The sequence below is a fragment of the Ensifer sp. 1H6 genome (assembly GCF_001976035.1).
GTDB classification, from domain to species: Bacteria; Pseudomonadota; Alphaproteobacteria; order Rhizobiales; family Rhizobiaceae; genus Ensifer; species Ensifer canadensis.
This window is the reverse complement of record NZ_MOAI01000017.1, coordinates 1-21,795: the sequence shown is the minus strand read 5'-3', so window position 1 is coordinate 21,795 and position 21,795 is coordinate 1. Positions and strand designations below refer to the sequence as shown.

The 21,795-nt window shown below is 62.2% G+C and carries 19 protein-coding genes, 1 tRNA gene, 2 pseudogenes and 1 riboswitch; of the genes and pseudogenes, 7 read left to right on the top strand and 15 right to left on the bottom strand.

Annotated elements, in window-relative coordinates:
* The first annotated feature begins 9 nt into the window (after nucleotides 1-9).
* The 3 genes from BKP54_RS20010 (at nucleotide 10) to BKP54_RS20000 (ending at nucleotide 2,255) form a co-directional block, all read left to right on the top strand.
* The gene (locus BKP54_RS20010) at nucleotides 10-840 is read left to right on the top strand and encodes a thermonuclease family protein (RefSeq protein ID WP_025425812.1); all 831 of its coding nucleotides are present in this window, start codon (nucleotides 10-12) and stop codon (nucleotides 838-840) included.
* 93 nt (nucleotides 841-933) lie between these two features.
* The gene (locus tag BKP54_RS20005; RefSeq protein ID WP_025425811.1) at nucleotides 934-1,344 is read left to right on the top strand and encodes a tellurite resistance TerB family protein; all 411 of its coding nucleotides are present in this window, start codon (nucleotides 934-936) and stop codon (nucleotides 1,342-1,344) included.
* Between the two features lie 98 nt (nucleotides 1,345-1,442).
* On the top strand, nucleotides 1,443-2,255 hold the full coding sequence (locus BKP54_RS20000) for a sterol desaturase family protein (RefSeq protein WP_084814747.1): 813 nt from the start codon (nucleotides 1,443-1,445) through the stop codon (nucleotides 2,253-2,255).
* 87 nt (nucleotides 2,256-2,342) lie between these two features.
* Here BKP54_RS20000 and BKP54_RS19995 read toward each other — a convergent pair whose 3' ends face one another.
* The 3 genes from BKP54_RS19995 to BKP54_RS19985 all read right to left on the bottom strand — a co-directional run bounded on the left by BKP54_RS19995 (nucleotide 2,343) and on the right by BKP54_RS19985 (nucleotide 4,614).
* Nucleotides 2,343-3,176, bottom strand: coding sequence for a transporter substrate-binding domain-containing protein (locus BKP54_RS19995; RefSeq protein WP_038575856.1), 834 nt, complete (start codon nucleotides 3,174-3,176; stop codon nucleotides 2,343-2,345).
* 185 nt (nucleotides 3,177-3,361) lie between these two features.
* Nucleotides 3,362-3,436, bottom strand: a tRNA-Gly gene (locus BKP54_RS19990).
* Between the two features lie 80 nt (nucleotides 3,437-3,516).
* Complete coding sequence (locus tag BKP54_RS19985) at nucleotides 3,517-4,614, bottom strand: 2'-deoxycytidine 5'-triphosphate deaminase (protein WP_025425808.1); 1,098 nt, start codon at nucleotides 4,612-4,614, stop codon at nucleotides 3,517-3,519.
* A 74-nt stretch (nucleotides 4,615-4,688) separates the two neighbouring features.
* A riboswitch (SAM riboswitch) is annotated at nucleotides 4,689-4,767 on the top strand.
* Nucleotides 4,768-4,811: 44 nt separating this feature from the next.
* On the opposite strand from BKP54_RS19985, the gene BKP54_RS19980 reads away from it, so the two are divergent.
* Nucleotides 4,812-5,996, top strand: coding sequence for an O-succinylhomoserine sulfhydrylase (locus BKP54_RS19980; protein ID WP_025425807.1), 1,185 nt, complete (start codon nucleotides 4,812-4,814; stop codon nucleotides 5,994-5,996).
* Between the two features lie 42 nt (nucleotides 5,997-6,038).
* Here the strand turns inward: BKP54_RS19980 and BKP54_RS19975 are convergent.
* Nucleotides 6,039-6,652: pseudogene (locus tag BKP54_RS19975) on the bottom strand (CDP-alcohol phosphatidyltransferase family protein).
* A 111-nt stretch (nucleotides 6,653-6,763) separates the two neighbouring features.
* Here BKP54_RS19975 and apaG point away from each other — a divergent pair.
* A complete protein-coding gene (gene apaG / locus BKP54_RS19970; protein ID WP_025425805.1) occupies nucleotides 6,764-7,156 on the top strand; it encodes a Co2+/Mg2+ efflux protein ApaG in 393 nt (130 codons plus the stop codon).
* Between the two features lie 6 nt (nucleotides 7,157-7,162).
* Here apaG and BKP54_RS19965 read toward each other — a convergent pair whose 3' ends face one another.
* The 3 genes from BKP54_RS19965 to BKP54_RS19955 form a co-directional block, all read right to left on the bottom strand.
* On the bottom strand, nucleotides 7,163-8,152 hold the full coding sequence (locus BKP54_RS19965) for an Hsp33 family molecular chaperone (protein WP_025425804.1): 990 nt from the start codon (nucleotides 8,150-8,152) through the stop codon (nucleotides 7,163-7,165).
* 346 nt (nucleotides 8,153-8,498) lie between these two features.
* On the bottom strand, nucleotides 8,499-9,416 hold the full coding sequence (gene argF / locus BKP54_RS19960; protein WP_025425803.1) for an ornithine carbamoyltransferase: 918 nt from the start codon (nucleotides 9,414-9,416) through the stop codon (nucleotides 8,499-8,501).
* A gap of 129 nt (nucleotides 9,417-9,545) precedes the next feature.
* Nucleotides 9,546-10,745 carry an aspartate aminotransferase family protein gene (locus BKP54_RS19955; protein WP_025425802.1) on the bottom strand — a complete coding sequence of 400 codons (1,200 nt, stop codon included), beginning with the start codon at nucleotides 10,743-10,745 and terminating at the stop codon, nucleotides 9,546-9,548.
* Nucleotides 10,746-11,166: 421 nt separating this feature from the next.
* Here BKP54_RS19955 and BKP54_RS19950 point away from each other — a divergent pair, with 421 nt between their 5' ends.
* On the top strand, nucleotides 11,167-11,688 hold the full coding sequence (locus BKP54_RS19950; RefSeq protein WP_025425801.1) for a GcrA family cell cycle regulator: 522 nt from the start codon (nucleotides 11,167-11,169) through the stop codon (nucleotides 11,686-11,688).
* Between the two features lie 168 nt (nucleotides 11,689-11,856).
* Here the strand turns inward: BKP54_RS19950 and phoB are convergent, their stop codons facing one another.
* The 7 genes from phoB to phoR form a co-directional block, all read right to left on the bottom strand.
* On the bottom strand, nucleotides 11,857-12,540 hold the full coding sequence (phoB, locus tag BKP54_RS19945; RefSeq protein WP_025425800.1) for a phosphate regulon transcriptional regulator PhoB: 684 nt from the start codon (nucleotides 12,538-12,540) through the stop codon (nucleotides 11,857-11,859).
* Nucleotides 12,541-12,843: 303 nt separating this feature from the next.
* Nucleotides 12,844-13,554: a phosphate signaling complex protein PhoU gene (gene phoU, locus BKP54_RS19940; RefSeq protein ID WP_025425799.1), complete on the bottom strand. Its 711-nt coding sequence runs from the start codon at nucleotides 13,552-13,554 to the stop codon at nucleotides 12,844-12,846.
* A gap of 56 nt (nucleotides 13,555-13,610) precedes the next feature.
* Nucleotides 13,611-14,426: a phosphate ABC transporter ATP-binding protein PstB gene (pstB, locus tag BKP54_RS19935; protein WP_025425798.1), complete on the bottom strand. Its 816-nt coding sequence runs from the start codon at nucleotides 14,424-14,426 to the stop codon at nucleotides 13,611-13,613.
* A 13-nt stretch (nucleotides 14,427-14,439) separates the two neighbouring features.
* On the bottom strand, nucleotides 14,440-15,762 hold the full coding sequence (pstA, locus tag BKP54_RS19930; RefSeq protein WP_025425797.1) for a phosphate ABC transporter permease PstA: 1,323 nt from the start codon (nucleotides 15,760-15,762) through the stop codon (nucleotides 14,440-14,442).
* Nucleotides 15,759-17,243 carry a phosphate ABC transporter permease subunit PstC gene (pstC, locus tag BKP54_RS19925; RefSeq protein ID WP_057204270.1) on the bottom strand — a complete coding sequence of 495 codons (1,485 nt, stop codon included), beginning with the start codon at nucleotides 17,241-17,243 and terminating at the stop codon, nucleotides 15,759-15,761. The genes pstA and pstC overlap by 4 nt, the downstream gene beginning before the upstream one ends.
* 95 nt (nucleotides 17,244-17,338) lie before the next feature.
* Nucleotides 17,339-18,373: a substrate-binding domain-containing protein gene (locus tag BKP54_RS19920; RefSeq protein WP_025425795.1), complete on the bottom strand. Its 1,035-nt coding sequence runs from the start codon at nucleotides 18,371-18,373 to the stop codon at nucleotides 17,339-17,341.
* Between the two features lie 194 nt (nucleotides 18,374-18,567).
* A complete protein-coding gene (phoR, locus tag BKP54_RS19915) occupies nucleotides 18,568-19,839 on the bottom strand; it encodes a phosphate regulon sensor histidine kinase PhoR (protein WP_025425794.1) in 1,272 nt (423 codons plus the stop codon).
* Between the two features lie 131 nt (nucleotides 19,840-19,970).
* Here phoR and ppk2 point away from each other — a divergent pair, with 131 nt between their 5' ends.
* Nucleotides 19,971-20,867: a polyphosphate kinase 2 gene (gene ppk2, locus BKP54_RS19910; protein WP_025425793.1), complete on the top strand. Its 897-nt coding sequence runs from the start codon at nucleotides 19,971-19,973 to the stop codon at nucleotides 20,865-20,867.
* A gap of 161 nt (nucleotides 20,868-21,028) precedes the next feature.
* Here the strand turns inward: ppk2 and BKP54_RS35875 are convergent.
* Nucleotides 21,029-21,795: pseudogene (locus BKP54_RS35875) on the bottom strand (biotin transporter BioY); the annotation flags it as partial.

The following is a 21,795-nucleotide window of genomic DNA, read 5'->3' as shown; positions in this document are numbered from 1 at the left end:
TCTTTCCTGATGCGGCAGCAACTGGTCACCCTGGCAGGCGGGATTGCCGCCATAGCGCTCTATACCGGCATCCTCTATGCCGGCGCCACGACGATCCGCGACCGGGAAAGTGGCGCCACGCCGGACTTCGTGCTCGAAACGCCCGACATGGGGGAAACGCAGCCTGAGGTCGGCGCCGAAGACGTGCCGTTCGACATGACGGCCCCTGAACAGAACGACACGGTGCCTGATGGTGGCCAGAGCGAAAGCAGCTCCCACTCGACCGAGACCACTGCCCGCGCCATCGAACCGCAACAGTTTGGTCTGCCCGACGAAGTCACGACGAAGCCACTCGAACGCATAGAACCGCGAACGCCGCTGTCGGATACCGACAGGGACAAGCCGAAGGCGCCGACGGTCCTCCAACAGCCGATGGCGCTCGCCGCCGGGCTCATCCGCTTCGGCAAGATAACACTGCAACTCGACGGCATCGAGCCGGAAGCGGCGGAACGGACCTGCGAAAGCGCCGGCAAAAGCTGGCCCTGCGGCATGGTCGCCCGGACCGCCTTCCGCAACTTCCTGCGTGCCCGTGCGGTCAACTGCGACATCCCCGGAGACGGAACGGGCGAGACCGTCACCGCCCGGTGCACCGTCGGCGGCCAGGATCCTGCCGCCTGGCTGGTTGCCAATGGCTGGGCGACACCGTTGCCGGGCTCGGTGCTTGAAGAGCAGGCCGAAGCGGCACGCAAGTCAAGGCTTGGCTTCTACGGCGATGACCCGCGCGATTTTCGCCAAACGCCGATGCCGTTCGACGATCCGAGCGCCGCTGCAACGATGGACGAAGCGGCACCGGACTTGTAAGGAACGGCGGAACACACCAGTTCTTCCTACAGCGCCGCGCGTCTTATTAGACGCGCAGACGTCGCTGCAGCAGACACTTTGCGGAAAGCCTCCATGCCACCCAACCTCAGCCAGCACGAAGCCCTTGTCTATGTCATGGTGATGATGTCGGCGGTCGACCGGGAGATGAGCGACGACGAGTTCGCGCGCATCGGCAGGCTCGTGCAGTTTCTTCCCGCCTTCGAAGGCTTCGACGAGGACCAGCTTGTGCTCGTCGGCCACGAATGCTCAGCCCAGCTTGCCGCCCCTGAAGGCCTCGACATCGTGCTTGAGATCGTTCGCGAGGCGCTGCCGGAGAGGCTTTACGAGACGGCTTATGCGCTCGCCGTCGAGATTGCGGCCGCCGACCAGCGCATCCGCAACGAGGAGATCCGCCTTTTGCAGTTGCTGCGTGATCGCCTCGGCCTCGACAAGCTTACCTGCGCTGCAATCGAACGCGGCGCGCTCGCCCGCTTCCGCAGGTAACGGCGGGCCGATCCGGCCGGTTCACGTCAACGTGTCTTGGCGCTCTCCTGCCGAAGCGTGATATCGCTTCACCGAAAAACGGCAGCGAGGCCTGAGGGATGCAGCTTTTCGGCGTGACCGAACCCATGTGGCGCCTTTTGGCCTTTCTCTCGGTCTTTGCCGCCATGGCGGCGCTCGAGCTTCTGCACCCGAGGCTGGAGCGGCCGGAACTGCAAAAGGCGCTGAAGGCGCGCCGCTGGTTTACCAACCTCTCTATCCTGGTTCTGTCCTCGCTTTCGCTGCGGCTGATCTTCCCGGCCGCTGCCACGGGCGCGGCACTCTGGGCTGAAGCGCGGGGATACGGCCTGCTGCCGGCATTGGGCGTTCCTCCGCTCGTGGCCGGCGCAATCGCCTTCGTCTTGCTCGACTTCGCCGTCTGGCTGGAACATGTCGCCTTTCACAAGGTCCCCGCCCTATGGCGAATGCACCGGGTTCATCACGCCGACCCGGGCGTCGACCTGACCACGGCGCTGCGCTTTCATCCGCTGGAGATCGTCGTCTCGATGATCTGGAAGATTGCCGTCGTCGTCGCGCTCGGCGCACCTGCCGTCGCCGTGCTGATGTTCGAGATCGTGCTGAATGCCGCTGCCATGTTCAACCATGCCAATCTGCGGCTGCCACCCCGCCTCGACCGGGCGCTGCGGCTGCTGATCGTCACGCCCGACATGCACCGCATCCACCACTCGACCGAGCGCTCGGAAACGGATTCGAACTACGGCTTCAACCTGGCGATCTGGGACCGGCTGTTCTCGACCTATACGGATCGGCCGCGACGGGGCGACGATGCGATCGAAACGGGGTTGACCGCCTATGGCCGCAGCGAGCCGACCAAGCTTTTGTGGTCGTTACTCCTGCCCTTCCGTCGCAGTTGATTTGGAGCATGTCCGCGCAAAGTGTGCGGCGGTTTGGCGACATAAACTGCAGAGCGTTTCTGTCTCAGAGGAGCCGCTGAAACGCTCCTAGTAAATTCCGTTCGGGAAATAGCGCAGGTAGATCTCGTCGAGCCGCCCACTGCGCGAAAGCGCCAGCAAGGCGTGATCGATCGCCTGCGTCAGCGCCGGCTCGGCCTTGCGGTTCATGATCGTCAGGCCCTCGCCAAGAAAGCGTTGCGAGAAATAGGCGCCGTCGACAAGCGCGCAGCATCCGGCGGCAGCGCTGCCGGACACCCAGAAGGAAAGCTGCATGCCGTCGGAAAAGACGGCTGCGACCTCGCCCTTCTGCAGAGCGGCGAGCATGGCATCGCGATCGGGAAAGATCCTGGCTTCAAGCTTGGGGAAAAAGGCCCTGAACATCACCTCATGCGTGGTGCCGGAAACGACGCCCACCGCCTTGCCCTTCAGGCCCGACGGATCGGAGACGGCGCCGGCTGCCTTGGTGTTGACGGCGAAGCGCGCAGGAAGCCGTATGAACGGCCTGGAGAAGCCGAAGCGCTGACGCAGTTCCGGACTGACGGAGATGCCGGCGGCGACCGCCTCGCCCTGTCCCTCTTCCAGCGCCGGGAGCAGCTCGGCATAGGTGACCGCCTGGATCTGGCATTTGGCTTCGATATCGAGTTCGCGGCAGATCTCGCGCACCAGGTCGACATGGAAGCCCGAAAGCTTGCCCGATTGGTCGATGAAGTTGAACGGCGGGAAATCCACCGTGGTCAGGAACCGTAGGCGCGCAAGGCCGGTCAGATCCGGCTTGGCAATGCGCTCGCGCGCATCGAACAGATTGGGCAGATCCCTGGGCTGGGCGGCAAGCGAACCGGCCATCAGATACACGCACAGAGCCAGCAGTCGGTGGATTTTCATGGGCAATGGCCAGCGCGTCTCTTGGTGGTACCGCACGGCCAGCGCGGCCGCAGATGATTCATGGGTGATGACAAGATTAGCCGGATGGAACCGGGCTGGCTACTGGCTTCGGCGTCCGACGGTTCGGGCCGTCGCACGCAGGAGTGCCGGCTCAAAGCGCGATGGGCTGACATTGAAGAAAAAAGTGGAGCGGGTGATCGGGATCGAACCGACGACATCAAGCTTGGGAAGCTGGCGTTCTACCACTGAACTACACCCGCAGCGCTTCGGAAACTTCCTCAACCGCATGCATCTGTCAAGGACCGTTGCGCCGCGTTGCCGCGCAACGGCACTTTTTCTGTTACTCCGCGTGGAAATGCTTGGAGAGCTTGAGACCCTGAGCCTGATAGTTGGAGCCAAGACCGAGGCCGTAAAGTCCCTCCGGGCGTTCCAGCATATGTTCATAGACCAGCCGGCCGACGATCTGGCCATGCTCGAGGATGAAGGGAACCTCGTGGCTGCGGACTTCGAGCACCGCTCGGCTGCCGCTGCCGCCGGCAGAGGCATGGCCGAAGCCCGGATCGAAGAAGCCGGCATAATGCACGCGGAATTCACCGACCAATGGATCGAACGGCGTCATCTCGGCAGCGTAGAGCGGCGGAACATGCACAGCTTCGCGCGAAACGAGGATGTAGAATTCGTCGGGATCGAGGATCAGCTCGTCGCGGCCACGGCTATAGAGCGGCTCCCAGAAGTCGAACACGGCATGCTGCGCCTTCTTGTCGACATCGACGACCGCGGTGTGATGCTTGCCGCGGTAGCCGATCAGTCCGTCCGGGCCCGTACCCTTGAGATCGATCGAGAGCGCGATCCCGCCGCCGCTGACATTGGGCTTGTCGCTCGCAACCAGCATATCGCTTTCATGCAGCGCCAGCAGTTCCTGCTCGGAGAGCAGCGACTGGCCGGTGCGGAAGCGGATCTGCGACAGGCGCGAACCGCGCCGCACGACGATCGGGAAGGTGCGCGGGCTGATTTCGAGGTAAAGCGGTCCGCGATATCCAGCCGGGATCTTGTCGAACTCCTGGGCGCGATCGGTGATGACGCGGGTGAAGATGTCGAGGCGACCGGTCGAGCTCTTCGGATTTGCCGAAGCCGACATGGTCTCCGGCAGATCGAGGCTTTCCATCAGCGGCACGATATAAACGCAGCCGGTTTCCAGCACGGCGCCGTCGGAGAGATCGACGACATGCAGTTTCAGCCGGTCGAGCTTGTCGGCAACGAGATGCGCCGGCCCCGGCATGAAGCTCGCGCGCACGCGAAATGCCTTGGCGCCGAGGCGCAGGTCGAGGCTTGCCGGCTGGATCTGATCGGTATCCAGCGCCTTTTCGCTTTTCAAGCGTCCGGTCGCAAACAGCGCGGCGATCGCGCGGTCGGCCAAAATCCCAGTCTCGCGGCCCATTTCGATCCTCTTTTCAGTTGCGAGACAAAACCAAACTCCAGGAATTGACGCAAGCGCACCCAAGCAGTATTGGAGCTTTATCCCGTGGTGATTTGGCCGGTCGGCTTGCAGCCACGTTAAACAAGTAGCTAAAAAGGCCGGGTTTCAAACCGGCCCTTCACGCGGCCGGTTTTTTTGTTTTTGAAGGTGATCGTCACATGAGCAAAAACTGGCGCCCGGCAACCCAACTCGTCCACGGCGGAACGACCCGCTCCCAGCACGGCGAGACGTCCGAGGCGATCTTCCTCACCCAGGGCTTCGTCTACGAGACATCCGAGGCGGCGGAAGCACGCTTCAAGGGCGAGACCGAAGGCTTCATCTATGCCCGTTACGGCAGCCCTACCAACGACATGTTTGAAAAGCGCATGTGCATGCTGGAAGGCGCCGAAGACGCGCGCGCCACGGCATCAGGCATGGCTGCCGTCACTGCCGCCATTTTATGCCAGCTGAAGGCCGGCGACCACATCGTTGCCGCCCGCGCCCTCTTCGGCTCCTGCCGCTGGGTGGTCGAGACGCTGGCCCCGAAATACGGCATCGAATGCACGCTGGTCGACGGACGCGATCTCGCGAACTGGGAAAAGGCGATCCAGAAGAACACCAAGGTCTTCTTCCTGGAAAGCCCGACCAACCCGACGCTGGAAGTGATCGACATTTCAGGCGTTTCTCGGCTCGCCAACCAGATCGGCGCCAAGGTCGTGGTCGACAACGTCTTCGCCACGCCGCTGTTTCAGAAGCCGCTGGAACTCGGCGCGCATATCGTCGTCTATTCCGCCACCAAGCATATCGACGGCCAGGGCCGGTGCCTCGGTGGCGTGGTTCTGTCCGACAAGGACTGGATCAACGAGCATCTGCATGACTACTTCCGCCACACCGGCCCGGCGATGTCGCCGTTCAACGCCTGGACGTTGCTGAAGGGCATCGAGACGCTGCCGCTGCGCGTCAAGCAGCAGACCGAAAACGCCCGTCGCGTCGCCGACTTCCTCGCCGAGCAGCCGCAGATCGCCAAGGTGATCTACCCCGGCCGCGCGGACCATCCGCAGGCCGACATCATCGCCAAGCAGATGACCGGCGGTTCGACCCTTGTCGCCTTCGAACTCAAGGGCGGCAAGGATGCGGCCTTCGCACTGCAGAACGCACTGCAGATCGCCCGCATCTCCAACAATCTTGGCGATTCCAAAAGCCTGATCACCCATCCGGCGACGACGACGCACAAGAACCTGACGGACGAAGCTCGCGACGAGCTCGGCATTTCCGCCGGCACCGTTCGTTTCTCCGCCGGTATCGAGGACAGCGACGACATCGTCGAGGACTTCGCCCGCGCGCTGAAGACCGTCAAGGCCTGATACCCACGAACAAGACGGCCGCCCCGAGATCGGCGGCGGCCGCTACTCGACGTCGCGAAAACGCGTTCGCGCGAGCACAATGCGCGATAGCGCGGTGTAGAGGCAGACGACCGCAAACAGCGCCGCCAGCAGCGGAAACCACGTCGGGAACAGGCAGAAGGCCAGGAAGGCGGCGATCGTCTCCGTCGCCTCGGCAAGCCCGGTGGTGAAGTAGAGCGATTTTACCCCCCGCACATCCGTCGTCATCGCTCGCTTTTCGGCCATAATGGCATAGGCGAGAAAACTCGATCCGTTGACGTAGAACGAGAAGAGCAGCAGACCGCCGACAAGACCGTTGGCCTGCGGATCGGCGCCGATGAAGCCGAGCGGGATGGCACCGTAGAAGGCGAAGTCGAGCACGATGTCGAGGAAACCACCGAAATCGGTTTTGCGCGTGGCGCGTGCCACCGCACCATCAAGTCCATCGCAAAGCCGGCTAACGACGATAACAATGGCGGCGGCAAGGTAGTATTGTCCGGCAATGAGGACAGCGGCAACGAGGCCGAGCGCGAGCCGGTGATCGTGACCGCATTGGCACCGACACCCCCGCGGGCAAGTGCTGCACCGAGCCGATCCAGTATCGGATCCAGATGTTTTCTCACCGCGCCATCAAGCATCGGCCTCGCCTTTCCGCAGACTTGCCGCCGACGCATGCAATCCTGCCGTTATTCTTGACGAAACCATCTTGCTGTAGAATACCCTGAAAGACTTGAAACAAGGTGTTGCTCATGTATCGCGCGCTCACTCGCGACATAGAAGTTACGGTGGAGCCTTATTATCTGGAAGAGCAATCTGATCCGGATGACAGCCGCTATGTCTGGGGCTACCGCATCGTCATCGCCAACCATTCGGCCGAGTCGGTTCGGCTGATGACACGCTACTGGCATATTACCGACGAGAACGGCCAGGTGGACGAAGTCAGCGGGCCCGGTGTCATCGGAGAGCAACCGTTGCTGAACCCCGGCGATACCTACGAATATTCCTCCGGATGCCCGCTCGATACGCCGTCCGGCGTCATGTTCGGCCACTACAGCATGGAATCGGAAGGCGGAGAACACTTCAACGTGGCAATCCCCGCCTTCTCGCTTGATTCACCAGGGCTCGTTCGAACCCTGAATTGAGGCATCCTACTGCTGGCGGACCTCGCTTGCCTCGAAGCGATAGGTGGTCGAGCAGAACTCGCACGTCACCTTGATCAAGCCGTCCTCGATGGTGCTCTCGATATCGTCGGCGTGCAGTCCGGTGAGCACCGAGCGGATCTTTTCGCGCGAACAGCTGCAGCGATCATAGACCGCCTGCGGCTCGTAGACGCGAACGCCGCGCTCGTGGAACAGCCGATAGAGCAGACGTTCCGTGCCGACCATCGGGTCGGTCAGTTCGTCGGCATCGATCGTCTCGACCATGACCTTGGCTTCCGCCCAGAGATCGTCCTCGTCGAAGAGATCCTCGTTGTCGTCGCCGTCACCCCCCGAAAGATCCGGTTGGCGCATGCGCTCCGGCGCATCCGGCAGGAACTGCGCGACCATGCCGCCGGCGCGCCAGCGATGGCGCGGCTTGCCGTTCTCGTCGCGGTCGAGCAGTTCGGCAACGCCGAGGCGCACCTTGGTCGGGATCTGCTCCGACTGGCGGAAGTAGACGCCGGCAATCTCCTCGAGCGTGGCGCCATCGAGCGCAACGATGCCCTGATAGCGCTGGGTATGGGCACCCTGATCGATGGTGAAGGCGAGAACGCCCTTGCCCAGCAGCTCATGCGACTGGGTGCGTCCGTCCTTCAGAGCTTCCTCCAGCGCTTCCTCGTTGAAACGGGCATAGGCGCGCACCCGATCGGGCGTGGCAAAATCGGCGACGACAAGATCGACCGGGCCGTCGCTCTTCGTCTGGACGATAAGCTTGCCGTCGAACTTCAGCGACGTTCCGAGCAGCACGGTCAGCACCACGGTCTCGGCAACCAGCCGCGCGACCGGAAGCGGATAGTTGTGGCGCTCGAGGATCGCATCGAGCATCGGGCCGAGCTGAACGGCGCGGCCACGCACATCGAGGCCCTCCACCTGGAAGGGCACGACATGATCGTCACCGGCAAAGTCGAATTCGCCAAGTCCTGGTGCCATCTCAGTCATCTGCTGCTCCTTACGTCACTAAAGCGCGTCGCGATCGCCAGGATTCGCTGACTGCGCTTCAAGTTTTTGTTCTTGTGCATATCGTTATCGCAAAACCGCTGCGCACTTTTCCGCGACATGCTTGGGAGAGGGCCGCGCAGAGAACATAAACATCCTCCGGTGCAGCCTGCCCGTTATCCTATTCGATCCCGCCATAAACGGATTTGTCTAGCAGGCATGTGCCGTTTTGCCGGCCGATCATGCGCTGCCTGTCGTCAGGTAACGTCCGTTGTTTCCACCCCGGAACGTCCCGCATTCGGCCTAAATCGTGTCGCATGCGGGAAATTTCAATAGGCAGACGCGCCGATCAGACGAGCCCCATGCACCAGGCGATGATCGACTTCTGTGCGTGCAGCCTGTTTTCCGCCTCGTCGAATACCACCGACTGCGGCCCGTCGATGACCTCGTCGGTCACTTCCTCGCCGCGATGCGCCGGCAGGCAGTGCATGAACAGTGCGTCCGGCGAGGCGTGCCTCATCAGCGCGTCGTTGACCTGGAAGGGCTGGAAGACGTTGTGGCCGCGAGCGCGATGCTCCTGGTTCATGGAAATCCAGGTGTCGGTAACGACGCAATGCGCGCCGGCAACGGCCTGCTCGGCCTCATGGCAAAGCAGGATCTCGCCGCCATTGTTGCGCGCCCAGTTGAGGATCTTGTCGTGCGGCTCGGAACCGAGCGGCACCGCCATGTTCATGCGGTAGCCGAAACGGGCCGAGCCCTCGATCAGCGAGTGAAGCACGTTGTTTCCGTCGCCGGTCCAGGCGATGGTCTTGCCCTTCACCGGGCCGCGATGCTCCTCGAAGGTCATGATATCGGCCATGATCTGGCAGGGATGGGTGTCGTCGGTCAGGCCGTTGATGACGGGCACCGTGGCGTGCTCGGCAAGCTCGAGAAGACGGCGATGATCGGTGGTGCGGATCATGATCGCATCGACGTAGCGTGACAGCACCTTGGCAGTGTCGCCGATGGTCTCGGCGCGGCCGAGCTGCATTTCGGTGCCCGAGAGAAACAGGGTTTCGCCGCCGAGCTGGCGCATGCCGACGTCAAAGGAGACGCGCGTGCGGGTCGAAGGCTTTTCGAAGATCATCGCCAACATCTTGCCGGCGAGCGGCTTTTCGGCGGTTCCGGCCTTCGTCGCCGTCTTTCGCACGCGTGCGTCATCGATGATCGTGCGCAGATCGGCTGCCGTCATGGCCGAAAGATCGATGAAATGTCTTGTGCCTGCCATCGTAGTCAATTCCTGTCTCAGAATGGCCCGTGGAGCGCGACCGGTGTCGAAGAGCCAAAAGAACGCTCGACACCTTGGGCTCGCGCATGGACCCTTGGGAAAATCGCTGCCGATCTCCGGGTTCACAAATTAGGCTGCGGCGGTACCGCTGCTGCTTCTCACGGCTTCGGCCGCGCGCTCGATCCGCGCCAGGCCTTCGCGCGCTTCCGCGGCGGTCACCGTCAGCGGCGGCAACAGGCGCAGGACGTTTTCGCCGGCCGGAACAGCCAGCAGCTTCTCCGCGCGGATCGCCTTCAGGAGATCGGCCGAAGGGCCTTTCGCCTTGATGCCGAGCATCAGGCCGTCGCCGCGGATATCCTCGATCACATCGGGGAAACGGTCCTTCAACGACGCGAGGCCCTGGCGGAAGACCAGGGCCACGTCGCGGACATGCTCCAGGAAACCGTCGGCCAGGATGACGTCGAGCACGGCGTTGCCGACAGCCATGGCAAGCGGGTTGCCGCCATAGGTCGAACCGTGCGTACCGGCGACCATGCCGGCAGCCGCCTCTTCGGTCGCAAGGCAGGCACCGAGCGGGAAGCCGCCGCCGATGCCCTTGGCGACAGCCATGATATCCGGACGGATGCCAGCCCATTCATAGGCGAAAAGCTTGCCGGTGCGGCCGACGCCGGACTGGACCTCGTCGAGGATCAGCAGCAGACCGAACTCGTCGCAAAGCGCGCGCAGCTCCTGCATGAATTCCTTGGTGACCGGGCGGATGCCGCCCTCGCCCTGGATCGGCTCGATCAGGATCGCCGCCGTCTCGTCGGTGATCGCATCCTTGAGCGCCGTGATATCGCCGAAGGGAACCTGATAGAAACCCGGGGCCTTCGGGCCAAAGCCCTCGATGTACTTCTGCTGACCACCCGCCGCGATGGTCGCGATCGTGCGTCCGTGGAAGGCACCCTCGAAGGTGATGATGTGGAACTTCTCCGGATTGCCCTTGGCATAGTGGTAGCGACGCGCAGTCTTGATCGCGCATTCGAGCGCCTCGGCACCCGAGTTGGTGAAGAAGACACGATCGGCGAAGGTGACGGCCGTCAGCCGGCGTGCAAGGCTCTCCTGGCCGGGGACCTCATAAAGGTTGGACAGGTGCCAGACCTTCTCGGCCTGCGCCTTCAACGCCTCGACCAGATGCGGATGCGCATGGCCAAGCGAGTTGACGGCGACGCCGGCGGCGAAGTCGAGATAGCGCGAGCCGTCTTCGGCGATCAACCAGACGCCCTCTCCTCGCTCGAAACGCAACGGCGCACGCATGTAGGTGTCGTAAAGCGGCGTGGTTGCAGTCATGGCGAGCCTCTCCTTCATTGCTATCGGCATCGATCCGAGCCCCTGTTGAGCGCGGCAAAAAATTAAAAATGCCGCCTTGCGGCGGCGCAGGCACTATTCCTATTTCGCAGCGCAATGTCAACAAAACCAAGCTTTGCAGTGCGGTCGGACGGGTCTGATCCATGCGACGAAAAAATCACGCGACGGGGCTTGCAAAAATGCAACGCCCACCGAGCAAGTTGGGGAAAACCAAGAAATCGATTCGGCGCGATTCGCGGGACTCTTGCCACGGAGTCCGCCGGTCAGTAGGTTAATGTTCAATTACTAGACGCATGCGGCGGGCCTAGTCACCAAAAGTGTTATCGCGTTGCAGCTCCGGAGCCTGTCCGGAGCGTGGTGAGAGATTCTGTCATCGCCAACGCTGAGAACGGAGAGTGCAGAAATGAACTGGACTGACGAGCGGGTGGAAAAACTGAAGAAGCTTTGGTCCGAGGGCCTGAGCGCGAGCCAGATCGCGGCACAGCTCGGCGGCGTCAGCCGCAATGCGGTCATCGGCAAGGTTCACCGGCTGAGCCTGCCCGGCAGGGCCAAGGCTGGCGGAACCACCGCCGCGACCCGGCCGAAGCAGCGCCCGACTTCGGCGCCGCGCGCTCCGAACTACGCTTCGCGCGTCACGACACGGACGGTTACCCGTGCGGCCGGCGCGACCGTGCTCAAGGAAGAGGTCGAAGTCGATCTCGTCGCCGAACAGGATTTCCGCATCCAGACGGATGTGGTCGTGCCAATGTCGCGCCGCCTGGAGCTGACGCAGTTGACCGAGCGCACCTGCAAATGGCCGATCGGCGACCCGCTCAAGGAAGAATTCCACTTCTGCGGCAACGATTCCCCGGAAGCTTCGCCCTATTGCACATTCCATGCGCGGCTTGCCTATCAGCCGACCTCCGAGCGCCGTCGCGCTCGCTGAGACGACCGAAAACCACATGCAGAAAAGGGGCCGCACGGCCCCTTTTTTATTGGCTGCTGCATGTTTCCCTGGTTCGTATTCGCTTCAAGGAAACATGCCGCAATTCAAGATGCAACAGCGACCTTTGCGCGTCCATTAAGATGCGCGGCGCTGCAGTGGCCGGCTGGCTCAGCTTTCGAGCGAGTAGCCGGCACCGCGAACGGTGCGGATGACATCAGGCATGCTCGAGAAATTCAGTGCCTTGCGCAAGCGACCGACATGCACGTCGACGGTGCGCTCGTCGACATAGATATCGTGGCCCCAGACGCCATCAAGGAGTTGCGAGCGCGAGAACACCCGGCCCGGCGACGACATCAGGAATTCGAGCAGGCGGAATTCCGTCGGACCAAGGCGGACCTCGCGGGTGCGGCGATGCACGCGATGGGTCTCGCGATCGAGCTCGATGTCGCCGCAGCGAAGCAGCGTCGAGAGGACCTCGGGCTTGGCGCGCCGCAGCATCGCCTTGACACGGGCCATCAGCTCCGGGGTCGAGAACGGCTTGACGACATAATCGTCGGCGCCGGTGGCAAGGCCACGAACCCGCTCGCTCTCCTCGCCGCGCGCCGTCAGCATGATGATCGGCAGGCGCTCGGTTTCCGGACGTTGGCGCAGCCGGCGGCAAAGCTCGATGCCGGAAACGCCCGGCAGCATCCAGTCGAGGATCAGGAGATCCGGGAGGCGCTCCTGTAGGCGGATCTCCGCCTCGTCTCCGCGCAGGATCGTATCAACATCGAACCCTTCGGCTTCGAGGTTATAACGCAGCAGGACACTCAGCGCCTCTTCGTCTTCGACAACGGCGATTTTCGGCAACATCAGGCAACGTCTCCTTACCCAGAGCGTCTCGCGTTCGATCGAACGCAAAGAGATGCTCGAACATATAGAATCTGGAGCACTCCGCGCGTTTTCATAGGCACGCGCGAAAACGTATAGCTTCAGACGCAGTAGAGCAGGGCCGCAACCAGGGCTGCGACCGGAGCAGGTTCATAAGCAGGCACTCGAACGTATCCGGGTCTTAAAGCGCGTCGCGATCTCTAAGATGCGCTTGTTGTGCTTTAAGTTCTTGTTTTTGCACATGTCGTTATCGCAAAACCGCTGCGCACTTTTGCGCGACATGCGTTAGTCCTTCACGGCACCCAGCGTCGACGTATTGTCGTCCTTCGGACGCTCGCCTTCCGGCTGCGCGCCCGTCGCCATGTAGTAGATCGTCTCGGCGATATTGGTGGCGTGGTCGCCGATACGCTCGATGTTCTTGGCACAGAAGAGAAGATGCGTGCAGGGCGTGATGTTGCGCGGATCTTCCATCATGTAGGTGAGCAGCTCGCGGAACAGCGAGGTGTAGATCGCGTCGATCTCCTCGTCGCGCTCGCGGATGCTGTTGGCCTTCTCCGGCGAGCGGGAAGCGTAGACGTCGAGGACTTCCTTGAGCTGCACCAGCGCAAGCTCTGCCAGGTGTTCGAGACCGCGCGCCAGCTTGCGCGGGATGCCGGAGCCGGCAACCGCGATGACACGCTTGGCGTTGTTCTTGCCGAGGTCGCCGACGCGCTCCAGATCGGACGCGATGCGGATCGATCCCATGATCTCGCGCAGGTCGGCAGCAACGGGCTGGCGCTTGGCGATGGTGACGATTGCCTTTTCGCCGATCTGGCGTTCGGCTTCATCGAGGATGGTGTCGTCGGAGATCACCTTCTGCGCCAAGGCGAGGTCAGAATTGACAAGCGCACGAACGGATTCGCCCACCATCTGCTCGGCAAGCCCGCCCATCTCGGAGATGCGGCGCGTGAGATATTTCAGTTCTTCGTCGTAGGCGGACATTATGTGCATGGACATAGTCTTCGATCCTTGCGGGCGCGTTCAGGAAACGGGGTGAAGAGGAGCTTCGGCCATCAACCGAACCGGCCCATGATGTAGTCCTGGGTACGCTGGTCATCCGGATTGGTGAACATCTTGTCGGTGTCGTTCTCCTCGACAAGATTGCCGAGGTGGAACATGGCAGTGCGCTGCGAAACACGCGCCGCCTGCTGCATCGAGTGGGTGACGATGACGATCGTGAAGTTGGTACGCAGCTCGTGGATCAGTTCCTCGACCTTGGCCGTCGCGATCGGATCGAGCGCCGAACAGGGCTCGTCCATCAGGATCACTTCAGGGCTGACGGCAACGGCGCGCGCGATGCACAGACGCTGCTGCTGGCCGCCCGAAAGACCGGTGCCCGGCTCCTGCAGGCGATCCTTCACCTCGTTCCACAAACCAGCCTTCTGCAGGCTGGTCTCGACGACTTCGTCGAACTCAGACTTGGTGCGGGCAAGCCCGTGGATGCGCGGGCCGTAGGCGACGTTGTCGTAGATCGACTTCGGGAACGGGTTCGGCTTCTGGAACACCATGCCGACGCGGGCTCGCAGTTCCACGACGTCGATCGTCGGGTCGTAGATGTCGTCTTCATCGAGCGTGATCTTGCCGGTGACGCGGCAGTTCTCGATGGTGTCGTTCATGCGGTTCAGCGTGCGCAGGAAGGTCGACTTGCCGCAGCCCGAAGGGCCGATCAGCGCTGTCACCGTGTTCTCGCGGATATTGAGATTGACGTCGAAAAGCGCACGCTTCTCGCCGTAGTAGACCGACACATCCTTGCCGATCATCTTGTAGGGCACGGTGTTCATTTTCTGATCCAAGGCTTTTTCGACTGCTGCTTCTGACATGATGTTCATAGTAATTACCTCACTACCAACGGCGCTCAAAGCGACGTCGCAACAGAATGGCGCCAAGGTTCATGACGACGAGGAAGATGAGAAGAATGATGATCGCGCCGGATGTGCGCTCGACGAAGGCGCGTTCCGCCTCGTTGGCCCACATGTAGATCTGCACCGGCAGCGCGGTCGACGGCTCCATCGGCGAGCCGGGATAATCGACGACGAAGGCGACCATGCCGATCAACAGCAGCGGCGCGGTTTCGCCAAGTGCATGGGCGAGACCGATGATCGTGCCGGTCAGGATGCCCGGCATCGCCAGCGGCAGGACGTGGTGGAAGATGGTCTGCATCTTCGACGCACCGAGACCGAGCGCTGCCGAGCGGATCGACGGCGGGACCGCCTTCAACGCTGCACGGGTGGCGATGATGATCGTCGGCAGGGTCATCAGCGTCAGCACCAGGCCGCCGACGAGGGCGGCCGAGCGCGGCATGCCGGCGAAGTTGATGAATACGGCCAACCCCAAGAGACCGTAGACGATCGACGGAACGGCGGCGAGATTGTTGATGTTGACCTCGATGAGATCGGTCAGCCGGTTCTTCGGCGCAAACTCTTCGAGATAGATCGAGGCGGCAACGCCGATCGGCAGCGACAGCACGAGCACGATCAGCATCATGAACAGCGAACCGAGGGCGGCAACGCCGACGCCTGCCGCTTCCGGACGGCTCGAGGCACCGAAGGTGAAGATGCCGGTGTTGAAGCTCTTCTTCAGGACGCCGGCGCTTGCAAGCTCGTTCATCCAGGTGACCTGCTGGTCCTTGACCTTGCGCTTGCTCTCATCGACCTTCAGGTCGATCTGCCCCTTGAAGGCGGAGTCGACATTGGCTTCGGCGAGCAGTGTCACCGGTATGGTCTTGCCGATAACCGACGGGTCGGCGACGACGATGTCGCGCAACAGCGTGCGGGAGCTTGCAGACACCATGTCGGTGGCCCGCTTGACCAGCGGACGATTGCTCGGATCGATGCCGAGCTGCTTGATCAGCGCATCGCGGACCAGCAGCGGATAGTTGGCCGCCACCAGCACCTTGCCGTCGGTCGCGCGCTCACCCTTGGGATCGATGACCTTTTCGGTGAATTCGATCGGCAGCGTGATCGTCGTCTGCTGGAACGCGGTGTAGCCGTTGGAGATCACCGTCCACAGCAGCAGAGCGAGGAAGAACAGGCCAAGACTGATGGCGCTGATGCCATAGGCACGGAACCGACGCTCGGCCGCGTAGCGACGCTTGATGCCGATATCACGCTTGGCGGATGCGGGGCGGACGGAGATCCGGACGGCCGGGGAAGCGATGTCGGTCATTCGTACTGTTCCCGATATTTGCGCACGATGTAGAGCGCGTAAATGTTGAGGCCGAGCGTGATAACGAAGAGCGTGATGCCGAGTGCGAAGGCAACCAGCGTCTGCGGCGAGGTGAACTCAAGGTCACCCGTCAGCTGGTTGACGATCTTCACCGTCACCGTGGTCATCGGCTCGAAAGGATTGATTTGCATGCGGGCCGCGACACCGGCGGCAAGCACCACGATCATCGTCTCGCCGACGGCACGCGAGGCGGTCAAAAGCAGAGCGCCGACAATGCCCGGAAGTGCTGCGGGAAGGATGACCTTCTTGACTGTCTCGGAGCGGGTGGCACCAAGGCCGAGCGAACCGTCGCGCAGGGCCCGCGGTACCTGGGTAATGATGTCATCGGAAAGCGAGGACACGAACGGGATCAGCATGATGCCCATGACGATGCCGGCGGTCACGACGCTCTGTGCCTGGATGAAGTTCTGATAATTGCCGGTGACGAGACCGTTCAGTTGGGCAGAGATATCGCGCAGGAATGGGCCGACGGTCACAAGTGCGAAGAAACCGTAGACGATGGTCGGGATGCCGGCGAGCACTTCGAGCAGGGGCTTTGCCGTCGAACGCAGTCGTGGGCTGGCATATTCCGCCATGTAGATGGCGGCAAACAGGCCGATCGGCACCGCAAACAGCATGGCGACGAAGGCGATGTAGAGCGTACCGGCGAGAAGCGGGATCAGGCCGAACTGGCCGGAGGAGCCACCGCTTCCGGCGGCAGCAAACCGGGGGTCCCAGACCGTGCCGAAGAAGAACTCGAAGGGTGAAACCATCGTGAAGAAGCGGCCGGCTTCCGACAGCATAGAGGCGATGATGCCGACCGTCGTCAGGATGGCGATCGAGGACGCTACGATCAGCGCGCCGAGCATGACGCGCTCGACCTGGTTGCGGGCGCGGAAGCGGGTGGCGATGTTGCGGATGGCATAAAAGCCGCCGGCAATCGCGATCAGCAGGACGACGGCGCTCATCAGCCAGCGATTGGTGGCGCTCATCGCGTTGAAATGCTGGGCGGCGGTGATCATGTAGGGTTCGCCCTCGCCGGCAAGAGCCACGCCCTTGGCCGCAAGCGTCGAGCGAAGATTGGCCGAACCGCTTTCAAGCGCCGAAACTTCTTCGGCCGTCAACCGCTTCAGGCCGCCGGCGACCGACTTGACCTGGCCAAGCGCCAGCTCGACCGTGGCGCCGCCCTGCGTCTGCACCGTCTCGGGCAAGGTCGCCCGGGTGCTGGAGTCGATATACATGGGCGCGGCGACGAGCCAGGCGCCGAGTACGAGCGCCGCTGGAAGGATCGCCCAGATGGCGACATAGCTGCCGTGATAGCCGGGTAAGGAATGCAGATTGGAGAGCTTGCCGCCAGCCTGTGCGAAGGAGCGCGCACGACCCCCAAAATAAGAAACAAAACCAATTACAACAATGAGCAAAAGAAGAAATGAAGTACTCATCGGCACGTCTCCGCGGCGTGACGCTCAATGCGCTGCCGGCAGTTCGGATGGAGGCATGCCCCGGCGCGAGACCATCGCGCCGGGGCTTGTCAGTATCAGAGCATGTTGCCGGCTGCGAAAGCCTTGCGAACTTCTTCGCGCTCGGCGTCCGGAGCAGCGACGAGGCCGTATTCTGCAAGCGGGCTTTCCGGGCCGATCATCTGATCGTCGAGGAAGAACTCAACATATTCCTTGAGGCCCGCGATAACGCCGAGATGTGCCTTCTTGACGTAGAAGTACAGCGGGCGGGAAACCGGGTATTCGCCGGAAGCGATCGTTTCGGTCGACGGAACGATGCCGTTGACGGTGGCGACCTTCAGCTTGTCGGCGTTGTTTTCGTAGAAGGACAGGCCGAATACGCCGATGCCGTTCTTGTTGGCAGCGATACGGGCCAGCGTTTCGGTGTAGTCGCCGTCGATGTCGACAGCCATGCCGTCCTTGCGGACTGCGACGCACTTGCTGTGCTGCTGCTTCTCATCGGCAACGGCGGCCTTGATGACGTCAATGGCGCCAGCTTCCTTGCAACCTGCGGCCAGGATCTTCTCTTCGAAGACTTCGCGCGTGCCGTGCTTTTCGCCCGGGATGAAGGCGGCGATGTCGGCGTCCGGCAGAGCGGAGTTGACTTCAGACCACTTCTTGTAAGGGTTGGCAACGAGCTTGCCGTCGACGACGATTTCGGCAGCCAGACCCTTGTAGAGATCAACGGGCTTCAGGGCGAGGTCGGCGTTGCCGGCGTCGGTTGCGAAGACGATGCCGTCATAACCGATCTGGATTTCCTGGATCTCGGTGACGCCGGCGGCCTTGCAGGCCTCGACTTCGCTGTCCTTGATCTTGCGGGAGGAGTTGGCGATGTCGATGGTATCAGGGCCAACGCCCTTGCAGAATTCCTTCAGGCCGGCCGAGGAGCCGCCGGATTCGACAACCGGGGTCTTGAAGTCCGGGAACGTTTCGCCGAACGTCTCGGCGACGATCTTTGCGTAGGGAAGAACGGTCGAGGAGCCGGCGACCTGAACCTGATCGCGCGCGGCAGCCACGCCGGCGAATGCGGCGGATGCGACAAGCGCCGCTACGGTGAGTTTAAGAGCTTTCATAAAAGTTCTCCCGGAATGGGCTGGTGTTGAGTGCGCCAAGCGTTGCAGCGCTCTTCGCCGTTTGATCGGCTGCCCCTAACTAGCCGCCGATAGCCACACCTTTTATGTCAGTTTCGCGAAACATTTATGACAGCTCATGTCATTGAAAATAATAATGAAAAATGAACACAGCGGCATTATCCCGCGCCAATATGTCAAAAGCGCACGGTAAACACCGTGCCCTTGCCCAACTCCGAGTGGATCAGGAGCCGCGCGCGGTGGCGGGTCAGGATGTGCTTGACGATCGCAAGGCCGAGACCGGTGCCCTTTTTCGAGCGGCTGGCCTCCACATTGACGCGATAGAACCGCTCGGTGATGCGCGGCACATGCTCGGCCGGAATGCCGGGGCCGTAGTCTCTGACCACGACCTCCGCCTGCCCGCCGTCGTCGCCGGAAAGCTCGACATCGACCCTCTTGCCTTCCTGGCCGTATTTGCAGGCATTCTCGATCAGGTTCTCGAAAACCTCGATCAGTTCGTCGCGATCCCCCTGAACGACCACAGGCGTCTCGGGCATTGTCAGCGTGATCGTCACGTCAAGATCGCCCGCAAGCGGAGCAAGACTGTCGCGGACATGGCCGAGCAGCGGCCGCAGATCGATCGTATCGTCTGGCGCGATGTGCGATTTCAGCTCCAGCCGCGACAGCGACAGGAGGTCGTCGACGAGGCGGCTCATGCGCGTCGCCTGCTCGTGCATGATGCCGAAGAACTTCTCCTGCGCCTTCGCGTCGTTGCGCGCCGGGCCTTGCATGGTTTCGATGAAGCCGCGCAGCGACGCCAGCGGCGTGCGCAACTCGTGGCTGGCGTTGGCGACGAAGTCAGAGCGCATGCGATCGATGCGGCGGGCCTGCGAAATATCGCGGTAGGTCAAGAGAAAGATCCGGCGCCATGGGCCATCGCCACCGATTTCGGCTGGCGCCACCCGGACCACATAGACGGCATCGGACGGCAGCCGCTCGGTGTGCTCGATCTGGTTGATCTTGCCGGTCGCGATCGTCTCGCGGACCATATCGAGAATGCCGGGCGAGCGAACGCGGGCGGCAAGATAGCTGTTGGGCGGGATGGTGCCGAAAGCCTTTTCGGCAGCGATGTTCTGGAAGACGACCGTTTCATCGACAGCCACCACCAGCACCGGCATATCGAGCGCGTTCAGGGCTGGGATCAGGGCGTCGCTGGCCGCGCCCGCAACCGCGGCCACCTTTGCCGCTTTTGCGGCCTTCGGTAGCACCGAAGGCGCGCTGCGGTTGAGCAGGGCTGCGGCAAGCACGATCCAGAACGGCAGCACGACGAGGAAATGAATGCCGGCGACGGTCGCAAGCGCGGCGAGCAGCGCCGTCAGGCCGAGGAGCCAACGTTCTGCCTTCAGTCGCGGCACGAGCATCCGCCAGAACGCCTTGGAACCGTCCAGCACGATATCCTCATGAATCACTTTGTCTTCCTCCCGACCCTAAATGGTCGAGAGATAGCGACCGTTCATGACATGATTTTCACGACGCGCTTGAATCCGCAATGCAATTGTGGCCTCCTCACAGGAAATCGCTCGGGCTGGAGGAAGACCAAATGGCGTCAACGCAGGCAGCAACGAAGACCGAAAGCCGGGCGGTAGAACTCGATATCGGCGGCAAGAAGCGGCTCTTCGACATCGACAATCCCGAATTGCCGAAGTGGATCGACGAGGCCGCGTTCTCCTCCGACGACTACCCCTACAAGAAGAAGCTCGACGACGATGAATACCTGAAGACGCTGGAAAAGCTGCAGATCGAACTGGTCAAGCTGCAACTCTGGCAGCAGGCAACCGGCAAGCGCATCATCGCCCTGTTCGAGGGCCGCGACGCGGCCGGCAAGGGCGGCGCGATCCATGCGACCAGCGGCAACCTGAACCCCCGCTGGGCGCGCGTCGTCGCGCTGACGAAGCCGACAGAAACCGAGCGTGGGCAATGGTACTTCCAGCGCTACATCGCGACGATGCCGACATCAGGCGAACTCGTTCTCTACGACCGCTCTTGGTACAACCGCGCCGGCGTCGAGCCGGTCATGGGCTTCTGCACGCCCGAGCAGCACGAGCAATTCCTGAAGCAGGTGCCGCGCTTTGAAAAGATGATCGTGCACGAAGACATTCAGTTCTTCAAATTCTGGATCAACATCGGCCGCGAGATGCAGCTCAAGCGCTTTCACGACCGCTGCCATGATCCTCTGAAAATCTGGAAGCTGTCGCCGATGGATATCGCCGCACTCAACAAATGGGACGATTATACCGATAAGCGCAACCAGATGCTGAAAGAGACCCATACGGACCAGGCGCCATGGACCGTGGTGCGTGGCAACGACAAGCGGCGCGCCCGTCTCAACCTCATTCGGCACATGCTTTCCAAGCTCGATTATGAGGGCAAGGACAAGGACGCCATCGGCGAGGTCGATGACAAGATCATCGGCTCGGGCCCCGGCTTCCTGAAATAGGCCCGCGGCCTGTCGCGCAAAAGTGCGCAGCGATTTTGCGACAACGACATGCGCAAGAAAAGACGCGCGGCGCTGTAAAGCGCAACAAGAGAACACTTGAGATCGGGACGCGCTTTAGCGTCAGCCGGCCGCCCGTCGGTCTATACCCACCTGCGTTGGGATTATTGACCCGGCAGGACGCGGATGGCGTAAAGGTTCATGCCCTTGCCGCCGCCGCTGATGTCGCTGTTGATGACGATCTGCCCGGCAGCACTCGGCGCAAGGCTGCGATCGAAGGTGACCTTGAACAGCATGTCGACCCGTTCGTCATGCAGGGTGAAACGGTGGCGACCGCACTCGCCCAGCGAAGAGAAGTTGCACTCCACCGCAAACTCGGTCGACTTGCCAGGTGCGGCCTGGACGGTCAACGCCAGTGTCGACGTCTTGCCTGAAAGCTCGGCCAGGATCGCGGCCGGGATCTCGATGGTCACGTCACCGTCGGCATCGGCATTCCCAGATGTCAGCAGGGCGCGCGGTCCGCCATCGTCGTTGACCTGTTCGGCGGTCGCCTGCGGGCCGGGCGTGATCGCGCCTGTCTTGCCGGGCGCATACACCTCGACCCAGTCGCCGGTGAAGCCTTCCTGGGCACCGAGGGTCTGCAGACCGGCGGCACCGTCGAAATCCTGCGATGCCACTGTTGCCGGCGGGTTGGCGACATTGGTATCGCGCGCGGCCGGCGACTGCAGCAGATTGTTGGTCTCGACCCACCAGACGGCAGCCACGACCGCGGCGGCAAGCGTCGCAACGACCATGGCGAGCGAAAGCAGACGCCCCCGCTTGCGTCGACGCTTGCGACCGTCCGTCGCGCGCGCTTCCGGCGCAACTGCGCCTCGGCCTTCATGCGACTGCCTGGCCGCGACCTCGCCGGCCGCTGCCGTCGAGACAACGG

What these genes read in the sequence shown, in the direction of transcription:
- BKP54_RS19980 (WP_025425807.1), top strand. Translation starts at nt 4,812, where the DNA reads ATGAGCAAAAACTGGCGCCCGGCAACCCAACTCGTCCACGGCGGAACG.
- BKP54_RS20005 (WP_025425811.1), top strand. Translation starts at nt 934, where the DNA reads ATGCCACCCAACCTCAGCCAGCACGAAGCCCTTGTCTATGTCATGGTG.
- BKP54_RS19965 (WP_025425804.1), bottom strand. Translation starts at nt 8,152, where the DNA reads ATGACTGAGATGGCACCAGGACTTGGCGAATTCGACTTTGCCGGTGAC.
- phoU (WP_025425799.1), bottom strand. Translation starts at nt 13,554, where the DNA reads ATGTCCATGCACATAATGTCCGCCTACGACGAAGAACTGAAATATCTC.
- pstC (WP_057204270.1), bottom strand. Translation starts at nt 17,243, where the DNA reads ATGAGTACTTCATTTCTTCTTTTGCTCATTGTTGTAATTGGTTTTGTT.
- apaG (WP_025425805.1), top strand. Translation starts at nt 6,764, where the DNA reads ATGTATCGCGCGCTCACTCGCGACATAGAAGTTACGGTGGAGCCTTAT.
- BKP54_RS20000 (WP_084814747.1), top strand. Translation starts at nt 1,443, where the DNA reads ATGCAGCTTTTCGGCGTGACCGAACCCATGTGGCGCCTTTTGGCCTTT.
- phoB (WP_025425800.1), bottom strand. Translation starts at nt 12,540, where the DNA reads ATGTTGCCGAAAATCGCCGTTGTCGAAGACGAAGAGGCGCTGAGTGTC.
- BKP54_RS19920 (WP_025425795.1), bottom strand. Translation starts at nt 18,373, where the DNA reads ATGAAAGCTCTTAAACTCACCGTAGCGGCGCTTGTCGCATCCGCCGCA.
- pstB (WP_025425798.1), bottom strand. Translation starts at nt 14,426, where the DNA reads ATGAACATCATGTCAGAAGCAGCAGTCGAAAAAGCCTTGGATCAGAAA.
- BKP54_RS19985 (WP_025425808.1), bottom strand. Translation starts at nt 4,614, where the DNA reads ATGGGCCGCGAGACTGGGATTTTGGCCGACCGCGCGATCGCCGCGCTG.
- BKP54_RS19950 (WP_025425801.1), top strand. Translation starts at nt 11,167, where the DNA reads ATGAACTGGACTGACGAGCGGGTGGAAAAACTGAAGAAGCTTTGGTCC.
- ppk2 (WP_025425793.1), top strand. Translation starts at nt 19,971, where the DNA reads ATGGCGTCAACGCAGGCAGCAACGAAGACCGAAAGCCGGGCGGTAGAA.
- argF (WP_025425803.1), bottom strand. Translation starts at nt 9,416, where the DNA reads ATGGCAGGCACAAGACATTTCATCGATCTTTCGGCCATGACGGCAGCC.
- BKP54_RS19995 (WP_038575856.1), bottom strand. Translation starts at nt 3,176, where the DNA reads ATGAAAATCCACCGACTGCTGGCTCTGTGCGTGTATCTGATGGCCGGT.
- BKP54_RS19955 (WP_025425802.1), bottom strand. Translation starts at nt 10,745, where the DNA reads ATGACTGCAACCACGCCGCTTTACGACACCTACATGCGTGCGCCGTTG.
- BKP54_RS20010 (WP_025425812.1), top strand. Translation starts at nt 10, where the DNA reads ATGCGGCAGCAACTGGTCACCCTGGCAGGCGGGATTGCCGCCATAGCG.
- pstA (WP_025425797.1), bottom strand. Translation starts at nt 15,762, where the DNA reads ATGACCGACATCGCTTCCCCGGCCGTCCGGATCTCCGTCCGCCCCGCA.